This window comes from Acinetobacter tandoii (genome assembly GCF_008867985.1).
Classification (GTDB): domain Bacteria; phylum Pseudomonadota; class Gammaproteobacteria; order Pseudomonadales; family Moraxellaceae; genus Acinetobacter; species Acinetobacter tandoii.
Window position 1 is genome coordinate 45,048 of record NZ_VXLD01000009.1, and the last position, 21,626, is coordinate 66,673.

General features: G+C 41.1%; 17 protein-coding genes. 9 read left to right on the plus strand and 8 right to left on the minus strand.

Annotation, left to right across the window (positions count from 1 at the left end):
* Positions 1–74: 74 nt before the first annotated feature.
* Positions 75–1,910, minus strand: a complete 1,836-nt coding sequence (typA, locus tag F4W09_RS12895) for a translational GTPase TypA (protein ID WP_016165369.1) — start codon at positions 1,908–1,910, stop codon at positions 75–77.
* Positions 1,911–2,081: 171 nt separating this feature from the next.
* Between typA and F4W09_RS12900 the strand changes: the two genes are divergently transcribed.
* From F4W09_RS12900 to F4W09_RS12910, 3 genes are all read left to right on the plus strand, one after another.
* Positions 2,082–3,452, plus strand: coding sequence for a uracil-xanthine permease family protein (locus F4W09_RS12900; RefSeq protein ID WP_044739266.1), 1,371 nt, complete (start codon positions 2,082–2,084; stop codon positions 3,450–3,452).
* A gap of 67 nt (positions 3,453–3,519) precedes the next feature.
* A complete protein-coding gene (locus F4W09_RS12905) occupies positions 3,520–4,545 on the plus strand; it encodes a methyltransferase (protein WP_151505030.1) in 1,026 nt (341 codons plus the stop codon).
* 9 nt (positions 4,546–4,554) lie between these two features.
* Positions 4,555–6,018 (plus strand): amino acid permease, encoded by a 1,464-nt coding sequence (locus tag F4W09_RS12910; protein WP_044739265.1) that lies wholly within the window; start codon positions 4,555–4,557, stop codon positions 6,016–6,018.
* Between the two features lie 389 nt (positions 6,019–6,407).
* Here the strand turns inward: F4W09_RS12910 and F4W09_RS12915 are convergent, their stop codons facing one another.
* Positions 6,408–7,094, minus strand: coding sequence for a YggS family pyridoxal phosphate-dependent enzyme (locus F4W09_RS12915; protein WP_151505031.1), 687 nt, complete (start codon positions 7,092–7,094; stop codon positions 6,408–6,410).
* Between the two features lie 123 nt (positions 7,095–7,217).
* Between F4W09_RS12915 and F4W09_RS12920 the strand changes: the two genes are divergently transcribed.
* Together F4W09_RS12920 and F4W09_RS12925 are read left to right on the plus strand one after the other, a co-directional pair.
* Positions 7,218–8,255: a type IV pilus twitching motility protein PilT gene (locus F4W09_RS12920; protein WP_016165374.1), complete on the plus strand. Its 1,038-nt coding sequence runs from the start codon at positions 7,218–7,220 to the stop codon at positions 8,253–8,255.
* Positions 8,256–8,284: 29 nt separating this feature from the next.
* Positions 8,285–9,403 carry a PilT/PilU family type 4a pilus ATPase gene (locus F4W09_RS12925; RefSeq protein WP_044739263.1) on the plus strand — a complete coding sequence of 373 codons (1,119 nt, stop codon included), beginning with the start codon at positions 8,285–8,287 and terminating at the stop codon, positions 9,401–9,403.
* A gap of 142 nt (positions 9,404–9,545) precedes the next feature.
* On the opposite strand, the gene omp38 is transcribed toward F4W09_RS12925, so the two are convergent.
* Positions 9,546–10,562, minus strand: a complete 1,017-nt coding sequence (omp38, locus tag F4W09_RS12930) for an outer membrane protein Omp38 (protein ID WP_044739262.1) — start codon at positions 10,560–10,562, stop codon at positions 9,546–9,548.
* Positions 10,563–10,939: 377 nt separating this feature from the next.
* Here omp38 and F4W09_RS12935 point away from each other — a divergent pair, with 377 nt between their 5' ends.
* The 4 genes from F4W09_RS12935 (at position 10,940) to F4W09_RS12950 (ending at position 14,044) form a co-directional block, all read left to right on the plus strand.
* Positions 10,940–11,458 (plus strand): GspH/FimT family pseudopilin, encoded by a 519-nt coding sequence (locus F4W09_RS12935; RefSeq protein ID WP_016165377.1) that lies wholly within the window; start codon positions 10,940–10,942, stop codon positions 11,456–11,458.
* A gap of 101 nt (positions 11,459–11,559) precedes the next feature.
* Positions 11,560–12,735 carry a thiolase family protein gene (locus F4W09_RS12940; protein ID WP_044739261.1) on the plus strand — a complete coding sequence of 392 codons (1,176 nt, stop codon included), beginning with the start codon at positions 11,560–11,562 and terminating at the stop codon, positions 12,733–12,735.
* A gap of 142 nt (positions 12,736–12,877) precedes the next feature.
* Positions 12,878–13,324, plus strand: coding sequence for a VOC family protein (locus tag F4W09_RS12945; protein WP_016165379.1), 447 nt, complete (start codon positions 12,878–12,880; stop codon positions 13,322–13,324).
* A 102-nt stretch (positions 13,325–13,426) separates the two neighbouring features.
* Positions 13,427–14,044 (plus strand): rhomboid family intramembrane serine protease, encoded by a 618-nt coding sequence (locus F4W09_RS12950; RefSeq protein ID WP_244948572.1) that lies wholly within the window; start codon positions 13,427–13,429, stop codon positions 14,042–14,044.
* 67 nt (positions 14,045–14,111) lie between these two features.
* Here F4W09_RS12950 and F4W09_RS12955 read toward each other — a convergent pair whose 3' ends face one another.
* The 5 genes from F4W09_RS12955 to F4W09_RS12975 form a co-directional block, all read right to left on the minus strand.
* A complete protein-coding gene (locus F4W09_RS12955) occupies positions 14,112–14,597 on the minus strand; it encodes a DUF934 domain-containing protein (RefSeq protein ID WP_151505032.1) in 486 nt (161 codons plus the stop codon).
* The gene (locus tag F4W09_RS12960) at positions 14,590–16,233 is read right to left on the minus strand and encodes a nitrite/sulfite reductase (protein WP_044739258.1); all 1,644 of its coding nucleotides are present in this window, start codon (positions 16,231–16,233) and stop codon (positions 14,590–14,592) included. The genes F4W09_RS12955 and F4W09_RS12960 overlap by 8 nt, the downstream gene beginning before the upstream one ends.
* Before the next feature lie 284 nt (positions 16,234–16,517).
* On the minus strand, positions 16,518–18,908 hold the full coding sequence (locus F4W09_RS12965; RefSeq protein WP_104441089.1) for a glucose/quinate/shikimate family membrane-bound PQQ-dependent dehydrogenase: 2,391 nt from the start codon (positions 18,906–18,908) through the stop codon (positions 16,518–16,520).
* A gap of 130 nt (positions 18,909–19,038) precedes the next feature.
* Complete coding sequence (locus F4W09_RS12970; RefSeq protein WP_044739256.1) at positions 19,039–20,280, minus strand: carbohydrate porin; 1,242 nt, start codon at positions 20,278–20,280, stop codon at positions 19,039–19,041.
* Between the two features lie 126 nt (positions 20,281–20,406).
* Complete coding sequence (locus tag F4W09_RS12975; protein ID WP_044739255.1) at positions 20,407–21,525, minus strand: CaiB/BaiF CoA transferase family protein; 1,119 nt, start codon at positions 21,523–21,525, stop codon at positions 20,407–20,409.
* Between the last annotated feature and the right edge of the window lie 101 nt (positions 21,526–21,626).

Below are 21,626 nucleotides of genomic sequence, written 5' to 3' on the forward strand. Positions count from 1 at the left end.
CTTTGTAGAATAACTTATACAAAAAACCGCTAATCGGAATTAGCGGTTTTTAAGAAGCATTACATGAAAATCAATTATTTATCACGGTTACGCTTACGTTCGTTTTCAGTCAAGTAACGCTTACGGATACGAATTGACTTAGGTGTTACTTCAACTAATTCATCATCTTCAATGAATTCAAGCGCTTGTTCAAGCGTATATTCAATTGCAGGGGTTAAAGTCAACGCATCATCAGTACCAGAAGCACGTACGTTAGTTAACTGTTTCGCCTTAGTTGGGTTAACTACCATGTCGTCTGAACGAGAGTTAATACCTACGATCATACCTTCGTAAACTTCTAACTGTGGTTTAGCGAATAAACGACCACGGTCTTGTAAACTGAACAATGCATAGCCCAAGCAAGTACCTTGAACCATAGAGATCAATACACCGTTTTGACGTTTCGCAACAGTACCTTGTTTAACAGGGCCATAATGCGAGAAGCTTGAAGTCATGATCCCTGTACCAGAAGTCATGGTCAAGAATTCAGAACGGAAACCGATTAGACCACGTGAAGGTACAGTTGCTTCAATACGGATACGGCCTTTACCGTCAACTTCCATATTGGTCATTTCGCCTTTACGGTGACCCATTTGTTCCATTACAGCACCTTGATGCTGCTCTTCAACGTCAAACGTTACGTTTTCGTAGGGCTCTTGTCTTTCACCATCAATTTCTTTGATGATTACTTGTGGACGAGATACGCCCATTTCGAAGCCTTCACGACGCATGTTTTCAATTAAAACTGAAAGGTGAAGTTCACCACGGCCAGATACTTTGAAACGGTCTGGACTGTCAGTGTCTTCAACACGAAGTGCTACGTTATGAATTAATTCGCGGTCTAAACGTTCACGGATATTACGTGAAGTTACGAATTTACCTTCTTTACCAGCAAACGGTGAGTTGTTTACTTGGAAGGTCATCGATACTGTAGGTTCATCTACAGACAATGCAGGTAATGCTTCTACATTTTTCGGATCACAAATTGTGTCAGAAATGTTCAATGCATCAATACCTGTAATACATACGATGTCGCCCGCAGATGCTGATTCAACATCTACACGCTCTAAACCATGGTAACCCATAATTTTTAAGATACGACCGTTACGTGTATTGCCTTCTTTGTCAATTACAGTCACAGGTGTATTCAATTTTACAGAACCACGTTGAATACGACCAACACCGATAACACCTACGAAGCTGTTATAGTCAAGTGATGAAATCTGCATTTGGAATGGACCATCAACATCTACTGCTGGTGGTTCAACAATGTCAACTACAGTTTCAAACAACGGAGTCATGTCTTCAGCCAATTCTTCTGGAGAAGGACCAGCAACACCACGTAAGCCTGAAGCATAAACGATCGGGAAGTCTAACTGTTCGTCTGTTGCACCCAAGTTGTCGAACAAGTCAAATACTTGGTCGATTACCCAGTCACAACGTGCGCTTGGTTTGTCAACTTTGTTGATAATTACGATTGGTTTCAAACCACGAGCAAACGCTTTTTGAGTTACAAAGCGAGTTTGTGGCATTGGACCTTCTTGAGAGTCAACCAATAACAATACACAGTCAACCATCGACATTACACGTTCAACTTCACCACCGAAGTCTGCGTGTCCTGGGGTGTCGACGATGTTGATGCGGTAAGTTGTATCAGTACGCTTGTCTAACCAAGTGATGGCAGTGTTTTTTGCCAAAATGGTAATACCACGTTCACTTTCTAGTGCATTCGAGTCCATGACACGCTCAATCTCACCTGCGCGATCACCGAGGGCACCTGATTGTTGAAGTAATTTATCGACAAGTGTGGTTTTACCGTGGTCGACGTGGGCAATAATTGCGATATTGCGGAGATTCTTGATATCTGACATAGAATTCGATAAGCCTAAAACTTGAGGGCAAATTATACAGAAAAATAATAGATTTTAGTAGTGACAGTTTATTGACAAGCTCATTTTTTTTCACAAGCGGTCGGCATTTTGTTTTGTAAAGCCGTGTAACTCGATTAGAATAGCGCCATCTTGGCCCACAGCTTTTGGCTTATGTCTCATCAGAATCAATCTCCCCATTCGCAAGACCAGCTTGATTTGGTCTATGGTTTAAATGACCGTCCAAAGCCGATCATTGCCTTCCTCGCTGCATTTCAGCACTTACTTGCCATTATTGTTCCGATTGTTACACCAGGCTTACTCATTTGCTTGGCTTTAGGTGTATCCAAAGAAGATACCAACATGATTTTATCCATGTCTTTGGTCATTTCTGGGATTGCGACCTTCTTACAATGTAAAAAAGTCGGTCCTTTTGGGGCAGGTTTACTGATTGTTCAGGGTACAAGTTTTAACTTTATTGGTCCAATCATCGGGATTGGCTCTGCCATGGTGGCAGCGGGCACCCCTGTAGAGTCTGTTATGGCAGCCATTTTTGGCGTGGTGATTGCAGGTTCATTCATTGAGATGGGTGTGTCACGCATTTTACCTTGGGTAAAAATGTTAATTACCCCGTTGGTCACAGGCATTGTGGTGCTGTTAATTGGTTTGACCTTAATTAAGGAAGGCTTAATTAGCATGGGGGGTGGCTATCAAGCCATGTCGAACAATACTTTTGCCAACGCTGACAATTTAATTATGTCGTGTACAGTATTGGGTTTAATTATCTTATTGAACCGTATTCGTATTACATGGGTGAAAAGTTCGGCGATCTTGATTGCATTGGTTGTGGGATATGTCCTTGCAGGCTTTATGGGACATCTTGATTTTTCAGGTTTGAAAGATGCTCCTTTAATTCAAGTGCCAACGCCAATGCATTTTGGAATTGACTTCTCTTGGAGTCTATTTATTCCAATGGCGTTTATTTATCTGGTCACCTCTTTAGAAGCGATTGGTGACATTACCGCGACCTCTAAACTTTCCAACCAACCTGTCGATGGTGCAACATGGATGGAACGTATCAAAGGTGGCGTATTGGTGAATGGTGCAAACTCATTCCTCGCTGGGATTTTCAACACATTCCCTAGCTCGGTGTTTGCACAAAATAATGGTGTGATTCAACTCACTGGGGTGGCTAGTCGTTACGTGGGTATCTGGATTGCAGCGCTGTTGGTCATTTTGGGTTTACTTCCTGCGGTTGCAGGTGTGATTCAAGCTGTTCCGCAAGCGGTATTAGGTGGTGCTGTCATGGTCATGTTTGGTGCTGTTGCCGCATCAGGAATTAACATTCTGTCAGGCGTGCATCTTGACCGCCGTGCCCTGCTGATTATTGCGATTTCTCTCGCATTGGGTTTAGGTGTTGCACAAGTGCCTCAAATTCTGGAACATCTGCCAGAATTATTCCGTAACATTTTTAGTTCGGGTGTTGCGACAGGTGGTATTGCCGCACTGATTTTAAATATTGTGCTTCCTGAAACGAAGAAATAAGTTTTCATTTCTGTATGCACCTTGCCCAGCATTGTCTGGGCATCGTTTTTACTATGGAGTAAATAAGATGGATCCACGAAGTGAAGTTGTTCTTCGCCAGCAAGCGTTTCTTTCTGGTTCAATTCTGTTGGTCAATGCGCCTTGTGATGAATTAAATTCAGAACTCGCAGGGACTGTGAAACCGCATTTTTGGACATGGAATTTTAACGAATTACAATATTTTGAGGCTCAACAAAGCTCTGTACATTTTGGTACAGATTTGCCAGAGGTCAGTTTTGAACAAGCCATTGTTTTTGTTCCAAAATCAAAAGAATTACTTAACTATGTGCTACACCAACTGGTCAGTCGTATGGCGGTGGGTTCTTCTATCTTTTTAGTGGGTGAAAAAAAAGGCGGAGTGGAACGTGCCGCGAAACAGCTACAACCTTTTGGTAAAAGCCTCAAATTAGACAGCGCCCGACATTGCCAAATGTGGCAACTGGTCACTGAAAAGACTGTAACCGCAAAACCTTTAGCTGACTGGGCACAACACTACACTGTGCAAACACCGAAAGGTGAGTTACAGATTAGCGCGTTACCAGGCGTATTCAGCCAGAATCGTTTAGATGTCGGTACAGCCGTTTTACTGCCTTATCTATCAGAAGTAACGTCGGGTAAAATTGCAGATTTTGGTTGTGGTGCGGGCGTTATCAGTGCTTATTTAGCCAAGTTAAATCCGAAAAATCGCATTTTTGCTTTAGACGTCGATGCCTTTGCACTTGCGTCCACAAAAATGACTTTTGAAAAAAATAATCTGTTACCAGAACAACTTGAGATTAAAGCAGTACGAGGCATTGAAGATGCCCCTCTATTTTTACACGCAATCGTCAGTAATCCCCCATTCCATCAAGGCATTCATACAGATTACAATGCCAGCGAAAATTTATGCAAAACATCTCGCCGTCATCTGAAATCAGATGGTGAATTGTGGATTGTTGCCAATCGCTTTTTAAATTATCCATTACTTATTGAGCAAAGTTTTGGTCAATGTACAACCAAAGCCGATCAACAAGGCTTTAAAGTGCTGTTTGCAAGCACGCAAAAGAAATCTTAAGGAACAACGATGAGCGAAACGACTCAACCAGCTCAACTCAAGCGTAAGCTTGGAGCTCGTCATCTGAATATGATCGCCATTGGTGGTTCTATTGGTACAGGTTTATTCCTTGCCTCAGGTGCGACCATTGCAAATGCAGGTCCTGGCGGTGCATTGCTCGCCTATTGCTTAATTGGCGTGATGATTTACTTTCTTATGACCAGCCTAGGCGAACTTGCAACTCATAACCCAACTTCAGGTGCTTTTTTTACCTATGGCACTAAATATGTTGAAGGTGGTTTTGGTTTTGCCCTTGGTTGGAACTATTGGTACAACTGGGCAATTACGGTTGCATTTGAATTGGTTGCCGTCCAATTCATCATGAAATTCTGGTTTCCAGATATTCCTGGATTTTACTGGAGTGCGCTGTTCCTAGCCGTTGTGTTTGGGATTAATGCACTTACAGTGAAAGGCTTTGGTGAAAGCGAGTTCTTCTTCTCATTGGTTAAGGTCCTTGCGATTATTGTGTTCATCATTATTGGTATCTTTACAATTGCAAAAATCATGATGACTTCAGGCGTCTCAACATTTGCAAACTGGACCAAGGGTGAAGCACCTTTTGTTGGTGGCCTATCTGCACTCATTGGGGTCGCCATGATTGCGGGATTCTCTTTTCAGGGAACGGAAATGGTCGGAGTTGCTGCAGGAGAATCCAAAGACCCTCAAAAGACTATTCCTATTGCCATTAAACAAATTTTCTGGCGTATCTTGTTATTTTATATCGTGTGTATTTTCATCATCGGCACCCTAATTTCATACGATGATCCTTTGCTTTTACAGGCGGCTTCGTCTGAAAATATTGCGTTATCCCCTTTCACCTTACTCTACGAAAAAGCAGGTTTTGCCTTTGCTGCGAGTGCAATGAATGCCGTGATTTTGACTGCAATTCTTTCAGCAGGGAACTCAGGCATGTATACATCAACCCGTATGCTGTTTAACATGGCACAGAACGGCAGCGCACCTAAGCTGTTTGGTAAACTTGATCCGCGTGGCGTACCAATGAATGCACTTTATGCAACAACAGTAATTGCTGCACTGTGCTTCTTAACCACTTTTATTGGTGAAGAACAAGTATTCAACTGGTTACTCAACATGTCAGGGATGTGCGGTTTTATCGTTTGGCTGGGCATTGCTGTTTCACACTATCGTTTCCGTAAAGGGTATATCGCACAAGGACATAAAATTGAAGACTTAGCTTATCGTGCAAAATTCTTCCCTTTTGCACCATGGTTTGCCTTTATCCTATGTTCAATTGTTGTCCTAGGTCAGAATTACCAAGCGGTACTTGCGGGTGAGTGGTTATCTGTTTTATCAACCTATATCGGTATTTTCTTATTCTTGGTAATTTGGCTTGGTTATAAATGGAAATACAAAACCAAGTTGATCTCCTACAAAGAAATGGATGTGAACCCAATGAATCCAGACCGAGAATAATTTTTCTATTAAAAACAGCCTTCGGGCTGTTTTTTTATTCCTTGAATATTCGGCATTCAATTAACTCAAACTAAAATACAAAGAACACTCCAACCCGCATATCAACAATGAAAATTAATGAATTTCTTAACGTTTCAATCTGACCATCCCATTATATGAAATGGAATCGTACAGACTAAAAAAGCCCCGACATCCTGTCGAGGCTTTTTTGATCTTGCTGTGGTACAACTCCTGTCATACCCTTTGCATCCGTTCTACACTGTTATTATTATTCTAATGAAACATCCTGTTCCTGATGAGTCCATCATATAAATAATCCAAGCAGTCACCTAGAAGACAAAAGGATCAAATACTGTCAGCCAAAACCTACAAAGCAGATATTTTTTACTTTATTTTGAGTAATCTCTCGCACCAAACAATGCTGTTCCAATCCGTACCATCGTAGAACCTGCTGCAATCGCTTCCTCTAAATCCCCTGACATCCCCATGCTTAAAGTATCCCAATCTTCAGGATGCGTATGTAATGCTTTAACTGCCTCAAACAACTTTTGAGCATCCAATAACGCAGCTACATTATTCGGCGCGGGAATCACCATAATGCCACGCAGTCTTAAATGTGGAAGCTGGCTAATTCGTTGAACTAACTCAGCGGCTTCTTCTGGCTGACAACCATCTTTACTGTCCTGTCCATCAATATTGACTTGTAAGCAAATATTCAAGGGGCGCTGTGAATCTAAACGTTGGGTCGATAGGCGCTCTGCAATAATTAAGCGATCAACCCCATGTACCCAAGAAAATTTTTCAGCCAAAAGTTTGGTCTTATTCCGTTGCACATGTCCAATAAAATGCCACTCAATTTCTAGATCCGCCAAAGCTTCAATCTTTTCAAGTGCTTCTTGTAAGTAGTTTTCACCAAATTTATGCTGCCCTGTAGCATACATCTCACGCAATGCTTCACTTGGATGAGTTTTTGATACCGCAAGCAATTGCACAGTTTTAGACTCACGTCCTGCACGTTGACACGCAGCCTCAATTTGCTCTAAAACCTGATTTCGCGACTCTTTCAAACTATTCATTGACGATATTCTCATTTCATTCATCTTTTTTTACGTTCAAGCAACTCTAACTGTTGGTTAAGTGGCAGGAAAGCCTTATTATTCTATCAAAATAATTAAGACTTATATGATCTCGGGGAATTCATGGACATTACAGAATTATTGGCTTTTTCTGCAAAAAACGGGGCGTCTGACTTACACTTATCTGCGGGTATGCCACCAATGATTCGCGTTGATGGCGAAGTACGTCGTATTAACTTACCAGCTTTAGAACATAAAGAAGTACACAAGTTAGTGTACGACATTATGAATGATAAGCAACGTCGTGATTATGAAGAACAATTGGAAACTGACTTCTCTTTTGAAGTACCTGGCGTTGCCCGTTTCCGTGTAAACGCATTTAATCAAAACCGCGGTGCTGGTGCCGTATTCCGTACCATTCCATCCAAAGTTCTCACCATGGATGACCTTGGTCTAGGCAATATTTTTAAAGAAATTTGTGACTACCCACGTGGCATCGTATTAGTTACAGGACCAACTGGTTCTGGTAAATCCACCACCTTAGCCGCGATGCTAGATTATATTAACGATCGACGTTATGACCATATTTTAACGGTCGAAGATCCAATCGAATTTGTACACCAATCGAAAAAATGTCTAATTAACCAACGTGAAGTACATCGTGACACGCATGGTTTTAATGAAGCATTACGTTCTGCACTGCGTGAAGACCCTGACATTATTTTGGTTGGTGAGATGCGTGACCTTGAAACTATTCGCCTTGCCTTAACTGCGGCGGAAACGGGTCACTTGGTTTTCGGTACACTACATACGACCTCTGCGGCAAAAACCATTGACCGTGTGATTGACGTATTCCCTGCTGAAGAAAAAGATATGGTTCGTGCCATGCTGTCTGAATCTTTACAGGCCGTTATTTCACAAACACTCTTAAAGAAAAATGGCGGTGGTCGTGTCGCTGCGCATGAAATCATGATTGGTATCCCTGCAATTCGTAACTTAATTCGTGAGAACAAAGTTGCACAAATGTACTCTGCCATTCAAACTGGTGCTAACTATGGTATGTCTACCTTAGACCAAAGCCTTAAAACGCTCGTATCTAAAGGCATCATTAGTCCACAAACAGCACGTACTGTTGCTAAACAACCAGAATCATTCTTATAAGAATATCAAAACGGAATTAGGATAAGGTTATGGACTTTAACGACTTACTCAATCTCATGATTCAACAAAAAGCATCTGACCTTTTTGTCACAGCTGAAGTTGAACCATCTATGAAAATTAATGGTCAAATTGTTCCTGTTGCGAAAACCAAGTTAACAGGTGAAATTGTTGGTCAACTCTTAAATTCAATTATGAGTGATAAACAACGTAAAGAATTTGCAGATACACGTGAATGTAACTTTGCGATTATGAATCGTGAAAAAACAGCACGTTTCCGTGTCAGTGCATTTCAACAACGTGACCAACCAGGCATGGTTCTACGTCGCATTGAAACTAAAATTCCAACCATGGACGAACTCAAGCTTCCTCCAGTGTTGAAAGACTTAGCCATGACCAAACGTGGCATCATTATTTTTGTGGGTGCAACAGGTACTGGTAAATCTACTTCCTTGGCCTCAATTATTGGATATCGTAATCAAAATTCTAAAGGTCATATCATTACCATTGAAGATCCGATCGAATTTATTCACGAACATGCAGGCTGTATTATCACTCAACGTGAAGTAGGCATCGATACCGACTCCTTTGAAATTGCGTTGAAAAATACCTTACGTCAAGCACCCGATGTTATTCTGATTGGTGAGATTCGTTCACGCGAGACCATGGATTACGCAATTGCTTTCGCAGAAACAGGCCATTTGGTTTTTGCAACGCTACATGCTAACAATGCCAACCAAGCGATTGATCGTATCATTCACTTCTTTGAAGCAGACCGTCATGGACAATTATTCATGGACTTGTCCTTAAATTTGAAAGCCATGGTCGCTCAGCAACTCATTCCAACGATTGATGGTAATTCACGCCGTGCTGCAATTGAGATTTTGATTAATTCACCATTAATTTCTGACTTAATCCGAAAAGGCGATATTCACGAAATTAAAGATTTAATGAAGCGTTCACGTGAACTCGGTATGCAAACCTTTGACCAAGCACTTTACGATTTATATAAAGCCAAGCAGATCACTTATAAAGATGCGCTGAAACATGCCGATTCACCAAATGATTTACGCCTACAAATCAAACTCTCTGAGGAAGGTGCTGATCGTTTATTGAATGCAAGCTCGCATATTACTTTTGATGGTCAGTAAATAGACGTAAAAACTAGATTTAAGGAAACGGGCCAATAGGCTCGTTTTTTATATAAACTAAATATCTCACCTTTTTTTATATTTTAACAGCAAAGAAAAAGCAGCCTTACGGCTGCTTTTTCAAATCAAAATCAATAATTAATTATTGAGCTTGACCAGGTTGTACTGTAACAGTACGGCTACCAGTGATTGTCGCGAATACACGACGGTTCATAGCACGACCTTCTTTAGTTTTGTTGTCAGCAATCGGTTGATCCCAAGCGAAACCTTGAGTAGACAAACGAGATGCATCTACATTGTATTCATTTACAAGAGCAGATTTAACAGAGTTAGCACGAGCTAAAGATAAACGTTCGTTCAATGCACGTGGACCAGTGTTATCTGTATGGCCTTCGATGCGAGCAGTAGCGTTTGGATATTCAACTAACTTCTCAGCAACTTTAGCAATTTCTGGCTTGTATTGATCTTTGATGTTTGATTTGTTCGTATCAAAGAACACACGAAGTTCCATGTTAAGGTCTTCAGTCAATTGCTCAGGAACTGGTTCAACTGGAGCTACTGGCTCAACTTCTACTACTGGTGCAGCAGGTTTCAAGTGACCACCAAGAACAACGTTAAGACCAGCTAAAGCTGTGTAGTTCCAGAACTTTTCATCAAAGTCATAAGTACCACGAGCTTCAGTACGAAGAGACAATGCATCGTTTAAGCGCCAGAAAGCACCTAGACCAGCATTACCAATTGTGTCTTCTTTGTCTTCGTAAATGCCATCAAAATCAGTTTTAGTCTGACCAGCACCTAAAAGTACGTATGGCTTGATTTTGCTGTCATAGTTTTTAGTGAACAAATCAGAAGTAGCATAGAAGTTACCAGCTACAGTGCGTTGTTTGTATTCAGCACCCTGTACGCCAGTACCGTCAAGGTCACCCTTAACTTGGTTATATTCAGCTTCAAAGCCTAACCATGGAGTTAATTCAACACCCAATGCAGCACCAACGAACATATCGTCTTGTAATTCTGCATGGCTAGTTAGTTTGTCATTATTGTGCTCAGAATCCTGCCAAGTATAACCAAGCATTAATGGAGTAATAGTTACACCTGCATTAGCAGCAGCCAAAGGTGCAGCTACGAGCATCGCTAAAGCAATACGACTCATTTTCATGGATTTATCCTCCAGAGATAAACAATTGTTGTTCAAGCTAAGCCTAAAATTTTAGCTATCCTGAGATAGGCTTTTTTAAATACCCCAGTTTTATTTTTAAGCTACTCACCTTGAATAATACAAACACTTAATTCGTTTGTCCAAGTGTTTGATAATTTTAATCAAGTAAATTATTGACAAAATTACTTACAATTTCAGTTGTAGTTCAGTAAATTTATGATCTCTTTCTTTTTAAGAATAGCTTTGTTGCTACTTGCGCTTCACTATAGCATTTTCTTATTCGCTGAGAAATACATTTTTCATTATAAAATGAATAAAAAACAAGACATTAATATTCATTATTAACTTAAAAAATACAGACACTTAGGTTATTTTATATGCACATCAATAAACATATGGCTTATACATTAACAGAACTTGCCATTACAATATTAGTTTTGTCAATACTTGTTACGCTTGCCCTACCTTATTACCACGAAATGAAAGCAAATCAAGAACGCAGAACAATTTTTAGGCAACTTATAGCTAATATACAACTCGCAAAACAGCATGCTGCTATACATCACACCAATGTTGTTATGTGCTCATCAGAAAATATGCAGAGCTGTAAAGAAGAGATGTGGGAACAAGGCTTTATCTTATTCCTCGATTCGAATCAAAATAGACAATTAGATTTAAATGAGATTTTAGTTTCTCAAGAACGTACTGACTTATCCTACGGCACACTAAACTGGCGTGGCACCTTGCACTTTCCTAGTCTGAATTTTATGGCTGAACATGGCCTCCCGATTGGCTCAAATGGTAGTTTCTATTACTGCTCATCAACGGTAAAACATATGAAAATTATCCTGAATAAAATGGGCAATTCACGTAGCATTGACCTCAGCAATTGTTGAAAACCGATGAGTCAACTGCAAAAACAACATCTAATTTGCTGTTTTCAATATACTGCATAGGATTGAACAATAACCAATTATACTCGTTCGGAGATATATCAATGACTGATATCGTAATTGTAAATGGCGCACGTACTGCAATGGGCAGTTTTCAAGGAAGTTTATCTGGTCTAACAGCGCCAGAGCTTGGTGCAACAACCATCAAGGAAGCAATTGCTCGTGCTGGCTTACAACCGACCGATGTAGAAGAAGTCATTATGGGCTGTGTTTTACCTGCTGGTTTGAAACAAGGTCCTGCACGCCAAGCGATGCGTCAAGCGGGTTTACCAGATTCAACAAGTGCCGTTACGATCAATAAATTATGTGGTTCTGGCATGAAAGCGGTCATGCAAGCTGCCGATATGATTAAAGCGGGTTCTGCTGAAATCGTGGTTGCAGGTGGCATGGAATCGATGACCAATGCACCTTATATTTTGACCAAAGCACGTGCAGGTTACCGCATGGGTCATGGCGAAGTTAAAGATCACATGTTTCTTGATGGATTAGAAGATGCTGAAACTGGTCGTTTAATGGGTTCATTTGCACAAGATATGGCCAATAGCCGTGGCTATACCCGTGAGCAAATGGATGAATTTGCTATTCGTTCATTACAACGTGCACAAACTGCGGTCAACGAAGGTTACTTTGCTGATGAAATTGTTCCTGTCACAGTTTCAACGCGTAAAGGTGATGTTGTGATCGATAAAGATGAGCAACCATTTAATGCCAATATCGACAAAATTCCTACATTGCGTCCAGCATTTGCAAAAGACGGTACGATTACTGCTGCAAATGCAAGTTCAATCTCTGATGGCGCATCAGCACTGATTTTAACTTCAGCCGACAATGCAGCAAACAAGGGCTTAACACCATTAGCGAAAATTGTTGCTTATGCATCAAACTCTCAACACCCTTCTGAGTTCACAATCGCCCCTGTTGGCGCTATCGAGAAAGTGTTAAAGAAAACTGGCTGGGATGCACAAGACGTTGACCTTTGGGAAATCAATGAAGCATTTGCAATGGTGACTATGTGTCCAATGGACGACTTTAAACTTGATCCTGCAAAAGTGAATATTAATGGTGGTGCTTGTGCTCTTGGACATCCAGTAGGCTCAACTGGCTCGCGGATTATTTTAACGCTCATCCACGCCTTAAAACGTACTGGCGGTAAGAAAGGGATTGCAGCTTTATGTATCGGTGGCGGTGAAGCAACGGCTGTCGCGATTGAACTTTTATAAGTTTCAATACTCTACTATTCGCTATGCTTAAGTAAAAAATCCTCCTTAACGGGGGATTTTTTATGCTTACATTTTTTCCTTATTCTTTTTGAGCAAGACTGTTAAATTAAGACACTCAAAATAAAAAATGGAACCTACAATAATGCAATTCAACCATTATCTCAATTTCCAAGGTGAAGCCGAAGCTGCTTTTAATTTTTATAAATCTGTGTTCGGTGGTGAGTTTGCCATGCTAAAACGTTATGGTGAAATGCCCTCTGATGGAAAATCTCAGCTCAGCGATGCAGAAAAAAATTATATTCTGCATGTTTCCTTACCAATTAATGAATTTACAATTCTGATGGCCTCCGATACCACAGAACAGTTTTGTGCAGCGAATAGTCCTTTTATCAAAGGCACCAATCACTATATTTCAATTAATTTGGAGAAGCACGAACAAGCTGAAGCACAACGTTTGTATGAAGCGCTCTCACAAAATGGGCAAATTGAAATGCCCTTGGAAAAGACCTTTTGGGGTGCACTCTATGCGGCATTTACCGATCAGTTTGGCGTGAAATGGATGGTCAATTGTCAGTTAGTAGATGAGTAATTTTCTTTAATTATTTTACTAGAATGCAATATAGCCTATTGATAAGTAATCATTTAGGTTATAGTGCATCGCATATTTTTCAACAAACTTTATAACAAGATAATGACGGGTCTACCACATACTATTCTTATTATTTTCATCACGATTTTGACTTCTATTGCAGCTTGGCAGCATCGGAATATCATGAATCGTTTGATTTTTAATATTTCAGCAATTAAGCACGGTCAATATGATCGATTCCTAACCCATGGCTTTATCCATAATGATGGTGTGCATCTTTTCTTTAATATGTTCACACTTTATTTCTTTGGGAGAAGTATTGAATGGTTTTTTCGTGACTATTTAAATGGTCTGGGTTTTGTCTTGTTCTATTGTAGTGCGGTTATTGTGGCAGCCATCCCAGGCTATCTTCACAATCGAAGTTTAAATTCTTACCGTAGTTTGGGTGCATCAGGTGCAGTTAATGCGGTACTTTTCAGTGCAATTCTATTTGATCCTTGGGGAATGATTTATATCTATTTTATCCCAATTCCTGCCATTATCTTCGGAACAATTTATCTGTGCTACAGCATGCATGCAATTCATTCAGGGCATTCTCCGTTGATTGACCACCGAGCTCATATTGCAGGTGCTGTCTATGGCTTCCTATTTCCACTCCTGCTTGCACCATCCCTCGGTGCAGCTTTCTTTTATAAGTTTATTGATACGCCATTATTTTAAATATAATCAACAATCCAAATATAAAAAGCTGGACCAAAGTCCAGCTTTTTATTATCTGCTTAAAAAATTAAGCCCCAGTTTGATAACTTGCTTGAGCAACTGCTGTAGAAGCTTGGTATGGATGGGTGAAGTCAGCTAAACCTGCAGCAGCTTCTTGAATATCTTTACCTTCTTTAATCACAAAAGTATCGAAACCAGAACGCTTCATATAGTTTAAGACATCCTTAAACACATCACCTGTCGCACGTAATTCGCCTTGGAAACCTTGGCGACGCAACAGTGCAGCAAATGAATAACCACGACCATCGTTGAAACCTGCAAAATCAATAAAGATTGCATCTAACTGGTCTAAAGGAAATTCATTCACTTCAGGAGAAGCATCCACTGTAATGAATAATGCTTTTTTACCTGTGATGTTGGCAAGCTGATCCAATTGATCAACAGTCAACACTACATCACCTTGTGGTAATACAGCATCTTCACCAATCAATTGGTAACTATTTTCTGCAACTGTGCCATCTTTAGAGAGCACTTTTAGTGCGGTATTAAGCATAAGCACGCTCCTTAAATGGTTGAATGCCAACACGGCGGTAAGTTTCAATAAACTCTTCACCTTCTTGACGTAAATCAAGATAAGTATTCAAAATTTCTTCAATGATATCTGGCACAACTTCTGCTGCAAATGATGGCCCTAAGATGTCACCAATTGAAGCATCATGGTCTGCATTACCACCTAAGGTAATTTGGTAGAATTCAGCGCCTTTTTTATCGACACCTAAAATACCAATATTACCCACGTGGTGATGACCACAAGCATTCATACAGCCTGAAATGTTCAAGTCGATATGACCCAGATTGTAAACAGTATCTAGGTCATCAAAACGACGTGAAATTGCTTCAGAAATTGGAATTGATTTCGCATTTGCCAATGAACAGAAGTCTCCGCCTGGGCAACAGATAATATCGGTAATAAAGCCGATATGCGCACGCGCCAAGTCGTTTTGTTCAAGGGTTTGCCACAATTCAAACAAATCTTTTTGCGGTACATCGACCAACGAAATATTTTGTTCATGCGTGGTACGTAATTCACCGAACGTATATTTGTCTGCAAGGTCTGCAATCAAATTCATTTCTTCAGTTGTCACATCACCTGGTGCAATACCCGCACGTTTTAGCGAAATGGTGACAATACGATAGCCCGACACTTTATGAGCATTGGTATTAATGTTAAACCATTGTTTGAACTTAGGATGTTCAGCAAATAATGCTGTAAAGTCTTCATCTGCCAATTGCTGATATGCAAATGGAGTAAACTCTTCATCAAGTTTCGCTAAAGTTTCAGCATCTACTTTTAATGTTTGGACTGTGTGAGCAAATTCTGCTTCCACTTTTTCTGCAAACACTTCTGGCGTTAATGCTTTGACTAAAATTTTGATACGGGCTTTGTATTTGTTGTCACGGCGACCATGTAGATTATAGACACGCAGTACCGCTTCAAGATAAGCAATCAAATCTTCACGAGGCAACCATTCTTTGATGATTGAACCAATGATTGGTGTACGACCTAGACCGCCACCCACTTTGATTTTATAACCGATCTCGCCTGCCTCATTTTTCACGATATATACACCGATATCGTGGAATGAAGTCGCAGCACGATCCACTTCTGCTAAAGCAGACACTGCAATTTTGAACTTACGTGGTAAGAAGGCAAATTCTGGGTGGAAGGTTGACCATTGACGAATCAATTCACACGTTGGACGTGGGTCTGCAACTTCACCCGCAACTACACCTGCGTATTGGTCAGTTGTGGTGTTACGAATACAGTTACCTGAAGTTTGAATTGCATGCATCTGCACAGTTGCCAATTCGGCAAGCATGTCAGGCACATTTTCAAGTGCAGGCCAGTTAAACTGAATGTTTTGACGTGTTGACACGTGTGCATAACCACGGTCATATTCTTTCGCCAATTCCGCAACCTTGCGTAACTGCGTAGAGCTCATCAAACCATAAGGAACAGCAATACGTAACATCGGCGCATAGCGTTGTACGTATAAACCATTTTGGAGACGTAGCGGACGGTATTCATCTTCAGTGAGTTTACCCGCTAAATAACGTTCCGTTTGATCACGGAACTGTGCAACACGTTCATTGATCAGTTGCTGATCAAAATCAGTATATAAATACATGGCGTACAGCTAGTAGTTTCATTATAACGGCTCACAGCATAACGATATTTAAACTATCAACAAAACGCGTTTTTTACATATTTAATAGCGGTTTTATTGATAAGCCTTTTTTGTTTTTCTAAAAGATCGAATCTATAAGGCTTAAGCACTTTTTTAGCTGTTTTGGACTTTGTTCTTCTATCTATATCTTATTTATTGCTAACGCTCTAAATAGGACAGTCATGTTCCAATTCAGACAGCAAAAAGCCTGACGAATCAGGCTTTTTTATGGAGGATGTAGTCAATTATTGCAAAGCATAGGCAACCAAATAATCCCCCATCTTGGTGCCAAAAGAACCATGTCCACCTGCCATGATCACCACGTATTGCTTACCATTGCTTTCATAGGTCATTGGTGTTGCCTGACCACCTGCGGGTAAACGCCCTTCCCATAACTGCTCGCCATTGCTGACGTTAAATGCACGAAGATAATTATCCTGCGTGCCAGCGACAAACATCACATTCCCTGCGGTTGAAATTGGACCACCCAAACCAGGCACTCCAATTTTTAAAGGTGGCAGTTGGAACAATTTCGGCAAACTGTCACGGATAGTCCCAATCCGCTTTTTCCAAACCACTTGATGGGTTTTTAAATCTACACCCGCCACATAGCCCCAAGCTGGTTGCTTACACGGTAAACCGAGCGGAGATAAGAACGCACTGATTTCCACACCATAAGGCACACCATACATTGGCTGTACCCCTTGTTCAGTCCCTGCACCTTTGGCAGTTTCTTGACGGTTCGGATCTGCGGGAATTAAACGACTGACAAAAGGCAATCCGATTGGATTCATGACAGCAACTTGGCGGTCTGCATTCACTGACATGCCGCCCCATTCAAATACGCCTAAATTCCCAGGAAACACCAAAGTGCCATTTTCTGAAGGTGGGGTGTAAATACCGTCATAATTCAAACGGTGGAAATAAACCCGACAAATTAACTGATCAAACATGGTCGCCCCCCACATGTCTTTATCTTTTAACTTGTCTTGAGGTGCCAAATTTAAATCCGAAAAGGGTTGGGTTGCAGAATAGTGTTCGCCTTGGGTTTGTGGCCCGCGTTTCACTGTTTGAGGAACTGCGCGCTCGTTTATAGGCACAATCGCTTTGCCTGTACGTCGGTCTAGTACAAAGACATTTCCTGTTTTGGTTAATACATAAATCGCTGGAACAGTTTTTCCAGTGCTATCTTGAATATCTGCCAAAGAAGGTTGCGCTGGCACGTCCATATCCCACAAATCATGATGCGTGGTTTGAAAATGCCAAACTAGCTTGCCTGTACTGGCATTAATGGCCAACATCGAATTGGCATAACGCTCTTTTAACTCAGTACGATCTCCACCCCAAATATCGGGGGTTCCCACCCCTGTAGGTACATATACGATATCCAATTTGGAGTCATACGCCAAAGGTGCCCATGCATTTGGCGAGTTATGCACGAAAGTGGTACTTTCATTCGGCATGGCATTCGGATTTTGTGCCCCTGTATCAAAGACCCAAAGCAATTCACCTGTATTCACATCATAACCACGTATGACGCCAGAAGGCTCTTTGGAAGAGTAGTTATCTGTGACTGAACCCGCAATAACCACCGTTGTACCCGAAATAACCCCAGGTGATGTCGGGTTATAGCCTCCTGGATAGGCATAAGGCATAAATTTTTGTAAATTTACTTCGCCTTGCTCACCAAAATCAGAACACACTTTACCTGTATCAGCATTCACAGCCACCAAACGCCCATCATTGACTGGAATAATCACCTTACGTGGACACTCGGCAGAAACCGATTTTCGATTTTGCAAGCTGGTCGCAAACTCGGCTGTATTGTTGGCATCGTAATACATTACCCCACGACAGGTGAGATGCTGAAAGGTATGGTCAGCTTTCAATTTTGGGTCAAAACGCCATTTTTCCTTGCCCGTTGCTGGGTCTAAGGCAATTAACCATTGGTGGGTAGTACACATATATAAGTTGTTACCCACTTTAATCGGTGTCACCTGATTAGTGGTTTCCCCCGAATCTTTATCTGTTTTGACATCACCTGTGCGGAATGTCCAAGCCACTTTCAGATTTTTCACATTTTGATCATTAATCTGCGTTAAAGGTGAATAACGCACCCCGCCCTGAGTACGTCCATAAGCGGGCCAGTCTTGTTCTGCCACCCCATCAATGGCTTGAGCCGATGCAGGTTGCGGTTGTTGAATGACGCCATTAATTTCTTGGGGATCATTAAAAATGGCATAGATCATAACTGCGATAGCAATCAACAACGTGCCCGAAAGGGCGATTTTACTGCCTTGGGCTTGACTCATATTGCGCGTGACTGCAGGAATGAGTAACCATAAACCTAATACTCCCAAAACATCCAAACGAGGTGCGAGAGCCCAAAAATCAGATCCAACCTCCCATAAACTCCAGAGTATGGTTGCTAGCATTAAGAAACTGTACAACCATAAAGAGGAACCTTGCCCCCTTTTAAGTAAAAATGCTGATGCCAAAATTAGCAGACCAGCAATCACATAATAGATTGAACCACCAAGTAGAATGAGCCATACACCCCCAATCAACAGATAGGCAGCAATTAAAAGCATCACAATAACGGTAAAGGTTCGCATCGTATTTGATGGGTTACTCATTCCATTCACCTCATTCACTTTATTATTTATCGTTAAATCAGCTACACAGTTGGATTATTTTGTCGTTTGTTTCGATATTCTTCTTTGTATTTAAATCATTGATCTAGAAAAGATGGTTTTTCTAACACCGTTAAAATGCTGTTTGAAACTTAATCCCGCCGACCCAAACATTTTCGCCATTTTTGTCTGCACCCACATGTCGAATGTATTGAAGATTTGGACGAATCGTTAACCAATTGGTGGCATGTAACCCATAATACAGTTCGGTATTATATTCTTCCTCTTGCCCCGTATTTAAGTCGTCATTGAGATGGATTCGAGCAAATCCCAAGGCAATTTCATCTTGCGGGCGCATATCCAACAGGCCTGTATAAATCACACCAATATTTTGCATATTGTCGACATTGTTGGTTTTGTCATCGTGCACAGTCAGGTTTATAAATCCTGTAAGTCCGCGGTGCGGATCTTGAGCATGTTGCAGCAATTGTTGTTTTGCGACAACCCACATGCCTTGCTTATGAGATGTGGCGTTAGGATTCTGAATTTCGGCGGCAGCTGCACTGCTATAGTAATAGCCCAGCCGATATTCACCTGTTTTGCCTTGTGTACCAATTTTCGGCTGCCAGACCATTTCTATGGGGACAATGACACCATCAGAACCCGAAGTGCTTAAATTAAACCCCTGACTACGCTTTAAATTCTCAGGGTTATACTCATATACCCCAATTTGGCTAAAGAGCTCAGGGGAAAATTGATATTTCAGTCTGGCTGCCCACTGACTGACGGGCCAATTAAACCATTGATCCCCCACCCAATTGCCAACCTGAGAACCGCATAAGGCTAAGTTCTGAAAATCACAATCAAAACTATTAAAATCTTCCCCTTCGCCAAAACGTCCAACTTTAAGATCTAACTGTTGATTGAGGAATTGTTTCTTAATCCAAAAATTGGTCAAACGCCACGTTTGCCCACGCCCCCAAACTTCTTGGGTTGAACTTAAATGCCCATTCAAAGCATCCGATGTTTGTGACAGCGAATGCCCATTGCGTTCAGTAATAATGATTTGCGCTTCGGTGTCTTGCCAACCCAGTATTTTGTCTAAATCAAAATGACTGCCTAACACAAACTGATCGGCATATTCAGTACCGTGACTCGAATGCTTTTTTGCATCCAGTAAAGTGGCCATTTCCCCTGTATAGCCCAAGTTAAAACTATATCCTTGAGTTTGTAATTCAGTTCGGGTTCCGTTCCAATCCCCAAACATCCAAGGGCTGTCTACGGCAAAGGCTGATTGCGCATGAGTTCCAGAATTGATGCTCAAGCCCATTAAACACAATGTGAACCATTTCCTTGAGATTTGGAGTTTTTGCATACCTGCAACCTTTTATAATTATGTAATGCATATTTAAGTTACGCCTGTTTTTTGTGGTTAAAATATAATCTTTTTGTCGTTTTTTGTTAAGTTATTAAAATAGCTTGATTTTATAAAAAGTACAGGCTACCAAGTGCCTGTACCTAATGCCTGTCCTATAAAGTCATAGCGCATTGCTGAACGAGAAAATTTGATTGGACATGCCAACTGCGCTTGAGTCTCTGAGGAATGTTCATGCAGTGGAACATGGGCTACCCAATGCCGTTGTTGTGCCAAATCTGAATACAAAGCTTCATCTAACGTTAAAACAGGTTCTACACAGACATCTTGAGTCGAAAACAGTTGCTGCCACTCTAACAATGAGCGAGTTTTAATTTTTTCCTGTAGAGCGTGCTTAACCTTAGCACGATCTTCCGCAAGGAGCGAAGCTCCTTTCTCTAATAAAAGTGGCAACGCTAACAACTGAGCCAAACCCGACATAAATTGTGGCTCTAAACTGCCAATTGACAGATAACGCCCATCTTGCGTTTCATAGTAATCATAAAAGCTAGCGCCATTCAGTATTCCAGATTCTGGCTCTTGTGTGATATTTCCTGCCAATGCGGCGGCGGCAGCCATACTATTTAACGCTACCGCACAATCGGTCATGGAAATATCAATATATTGTCCTTTTCCACTCTGATGACGCTCAATCACAGCCGTTAAAATGCCGATCACAGCATGTAACGAACCACCTGCAATATCCGCAACTTGAATACCTAACGGCGGTGGTCCACTCTGTGCACGACCACTGTGCCCCGCAATTCCCGATAAAGCTAAATAGTTAATGTCATGCCCCGCCTTATCTTTATAACTCCCTGTTTGGCCATAGCCAGTAATGGAACAATAAATCAGTCGCGGATTAATTTCTGCTAAAGTGGTATAGTCCAATCCCAGTCGTTGCATGACACCCGGGCGAAATTGCTCTACGACAATATCGTATTGGCTAATCTTTTCCTTAATCGTTGCAATGTTCTGTGGATCTTTTAAATCCAGAGCCACGGATTGTTTATTTCGATTCAAATAAAGATGTGCCGTTGCTTGCCCATGTGCATAAGGTGGAAAAAGACGAATCAAGTCGGGTCGTGTTGGAGATTCCACATGAGTCACTTCCGCACCCATATCTGCTAAATATAAAGTGGCAAATGGACCGGGTAACAATGTTGAAAAATCCAGTACTTTCAATCCCTGTAAAGCATGTTGCATGTTATTTTTACTCTTGAACTCTTGTATTTTCATGTATCTTAGAAATATAAAATCAACAAAACAATGTCATGTTCAGCCATTTACCTTGATCATTTCGGCAA

Bases quoted from the DNA above. Each gene is read 5' to 3' on its own strand.
- typA (WP_016165369.1), bottom strand. From the start codon at position 1,910: ATGTCAGATATCAAGAATCTCCGCAATATCGCAATTATTGCCCACGTC.
- F4W09_RS12900 (WP_044739266.1), top strand. From the start codon at position 2,082: ATGTCTCATCAGAATCAATCTCCCCATTCGCAAGACCAGCTTGATTTG.
- F4W09_RS12905 (WP_151505030.1), top strand. From the start codon at position 3,520: ATGGATCCACGAAGTGAAGTTGTTCTTCGCCAGCAAGCGTTTCTTTCT.
- F4W09_RS12910 (WP_044739265.1), top strand. From the start codon at position 4,555: ATGAGCGAAACGACTCAACCAGCTCAACTCAAGCGTAAGCTTGGAGCT.
- F4W09_RS12915 (WP_151505031.1), bottom strand. From the start codon at position 7,094: ATGAATAGTTTGAAAGAGTCGCGAAATCAGGTTTTAGAGCAAATTGAG.
- F4W09_RS12920 (WP_016165374.1), top strand. From the start codon at position 7,218: ATGGACATTACAGAATTATTGGCTTTTTCTGCAAAAAACGGGGCGTCT.
- F4W09_RS12925 (WP_044739263.1), top strand. From the start codon at position 8,285: ATGGACTTTAACGACTTACTCAATCTCATGATTCAACAAAAAGCATCT.
- omp38 (WP_044739262.1), bottom strand. From the start codon at position 10,562: ATGAAAATGAGTCGTATTGCTTTAGCGATGCTCGTAGCTGCACCTTTG.
- F4W09_RS12935 (WP_016165377.1), top strand. From the start codon at position 10,940: ATGCACATCAATAAACATATGGCTTATACATTAACAGAACTTGCCATT.
- F4W09_RS12940 (WP_044739261.1), top strand. From the start codon at position 11,560: ATGACTGATATCGTAATTGTAAATGGCGCACGTACTGCAATGGGCAGT.
- F4W09_RS12945 (WP_016165379.1), top strand. From the start codon at position 12,878: ATGCAATTCAACCATTATCTCAATTTCCAAGGTGAAGCCGAAGCTGCT.
- F4W09_RS12950 (WP_244948572.1), top strand. From the start codon at position 13,427: ATGACGGGTCTACCACATACTATTCTTATTATTTTCATCACGATTTTG.
- F4W09_RS12955 (WP_151505032.1), bottom strand. From the start codon at position 14,597: ATGCTTAATACCGCACTAAAAGTGCTCTCTAAAGATGGCACAGTTGCA.
- F4W09_RS12960 (WP_044739258.1), bottom strand. From the start codon at position 16,233: ATGTATTTATATACTGATTTTGATCAGCAACTGATCAATGAACGTGTT.
- F4W09_RS12965 (WP_104441089.1), bottom strand. From the start codon at position 18,908: ATGAGTAACCCATCAAATACGATGCGAACCTTTACCGTTATTGTGATG.
- F4W09_RS12970 (WP_044739256.1), bottom strand. From the start codon at position 20,280: ATGCAAAAACTCCAAATCTCAAGGAAATGGTTCACATTGTGTTTAATG.
- F4W09_RS12975 (WP_044739255.1), bottom strand. From the start codon at position 21,525: ATGCAACATGCTTTACAGGGATTGAAAGTACTGGATTTTTCAACATTG.